This window comes from Actinoalloteichus spitiensis RMV-1378 (assembly GCF_000239155.1).
In the GTDB taxonomy this organism is placed as follows: Bacteria; Actinomycetota; Actinomycetes; order Mycobacteriales; family Pseudonocardiaceae; genus Actinoalloteichus_B; species Actinoalloteichus_B spitiensis.
On sequence record NZ_AGVX02000776.1, the window covers coordinates 1 to 1,981 of the forward strand.

At 74.3% G+C, this 1,981-nt stretch carries 3 protein-coding genes; 1 reads left to right on the forward strand and 2 read right to left on the reverse strand.

The features are described from left to right. Together ACTIDRAF_RS31295 and ACTIDRAF_RS0225185 are read right to left on the reverse strand one after the other, a co-directional pair. Nucleotides 1-239: putative manganese transporter (locus ACTIDRAF_RS31295; protein ID WP_039789643.1), on the reverse strand; the 239-nt coding region annotated here is incomplete at its 3' end. A 26-nt stretch (nucleotides 240-265) separates the two neighbouring features. Further along, nucleotides 266-1,138, reverse strand: a complete 873-nt coding sequence (locus tag ACTIDRAF_RS0225185) for a manganese catalase (protein WP_016701428.1) — start codon at nucleotides 1,136-1,138, stop codon at nucleotides 266-268. Between the two features lie 227 nt (nucleotides 1,139-1,365). Here ACTIDRAF_RS0225185 and ACTIDRAF_RS31300 point away from each other — a divergent pair. After that, nucleotides 1,366-1,981 (forward strand): helix-turn-helix transcriptional regulator (locus tag ACTIDRAF_RS31300; protein ID WP_169534010.1); only part of this gene is annotated, 616 nt, incomplete at its 3' end.

Sequence of the window (1,981 nt, forward strand, 5' to 3'; positions counted from 1 at the left end):
GTCCCGTAGCCGACCCGGCCCCGCCGGAAGAGGGGGACCAGCATGAGCGCCCCGGCGCAGCCCGGCGCCACCCCGAGCAGCGCCCCCAGGACGGGGCCGGACCGGCGCCGTCCCAGGGGGGCCACCAGGCGTCGCGACACCGGGCCGCGCACCAGGCCCGCCAGGCCCACCAGCAGGAAGACGAACACCCCGACCTGCATGAAGGCGTCGGCCAGCGGAACGAGGAGCAGGTCCTCCATCGCGCCCTCCCCTCACCCGGAGCGGGTCACCGAGCGTTGGTCGGCGCCTCGGTCGCCGAGCCGGGCGTGGTGCCCGGCGGGGTGCCGTACAGGCGGGGGTCACCAGGCGGGAGCGTCTGGCGGCCTCCGTGCGCCTCCGGCCGTTCGACGAGTTCGAGGTCGCGGCCGCTGCCGTCGGGGGCGGGGCCGCCCGCCCACTGCCCCTCTCCCACCGAGGTGCCGTCGGAGAAGTTCATCACCTGGTAGGCGAAGCCGGTCTCCTCCTCCTCGAGCGGGAACGCCTCGGGCACCGGCATCCCGTCCAGCCCGTCGTCCTTGATCTCCTGCGCGGCGGCCACCCACTGCTGTTGGTGCAGGTGGTCCCGGGCGAGCAGGAACCGGAGCAGTTTCTTGATGCCCGGGTCGTCGGTCATCTCGTAGAGGCGGGCCACCTGGAGCCGCCCCTGCATCTCCGCCGTCGCGTTCAACTGGAAGTCGGCGAGCAGGTTGCCGCTGGAGGTGACGAACGCCCCGCTCCAGGGGACGCCCTGGCTGTCCTGGGGGTAGGCCCCGGCGCCGTTGACGATCTGGTGCTGCGGGTTCGACGCCCCGTAGACCGCCGCCAGCATCGGGTTGTTCTTCTGCGCCGTCTCCTGCACCGACATGGGGGCGCCCTCGAGCAGGCGGGCGATCATGGTGCACAGCATCTCGACGTGGCCGAGTTCCTCGGTGCCGGTGGCCAGCAGCAGGTCCTTGTACTTGCCCGGCAGCCGGGCGTTCCAGCCCTGGTACAGGTACTGCATCGCGACCGTCATCTCACCCCACTTGCCGCCCAGCACCTCCTGGAGCCGGTTGGCGAAGGCCGCGTCGGGTCCCTCCGGTTTCGCGTCGAACTGGAGGTCCTGCATGTGGAAGAACATGGTCAACTCCCTGGGTCGGCTGCTCCTCGGGAAGGACTGCCCAGCAGGGCGGCCCCCCGGGGCCAACTGGCGGGCGCCGGGGGACAGCCCAGCGACCCGGAGCGGGAGTTCGGGCGCCCCGGCCTGTTCAGCGGGGTGGGAACGGGGCACCCCGGGGTCAACGACCTCATCGGGAGGGCAGCATGGCGGGCGGCGCGGCACGGGTTCTGGTGGTTGACGCTCCCCCCTTGTTCGTTGACGCCCTGGAACGGTTCGTCCCCGAACTCAGCGACAACCGCCTCGAGGTGGTGGCCGCGGCCAGCGCCGGGCGGGGAGTGGGCGGCCTGCTCGGGCGGCTCCGCCCGGAACTGGCGCTGGTCGAGGTGGGGCCCGCCGGGGCGGCCGGTCCCGACGTCGGGTTGGTGCGGGAGCTGGTGGGCGCGGATCCGGCGCTCCCGGTGGCCGCGCTCTGCCCCGCGCTGGACGATGCCCACCTCGCCCACGTGGCGCGGGCCGGCGCACGGGCACTGCTTCCCCGGGCCACCACGCCGACGGCGTTGGTGGGGGCGCTCCTGGCCATGGGGGAGGGGTGGGCGGTCCTGCCTCCGACCTGTGTCACCCCGCTGTGCGGCATCGAGCGACCCGACGGGGCGGCGGAGCGGGTTCGTCGGCTCGGAGCGGAGGACCGGCGGCTGTTGTGCCTGCTCGCCACGGGGGCGTCGACGGAGCGGGTGGCGGCGGAGTTCCACGTGTCCGGGCGCACGGTCAAGCGGCGGGTCAGCGCGCTGCTGCGCAGGCTGCGGGTGTCCGGTCGGGCGGAGGCCGCGCTGGTGGCGGGGCGGGCGGGCCTGGTGCCCGAGCGGT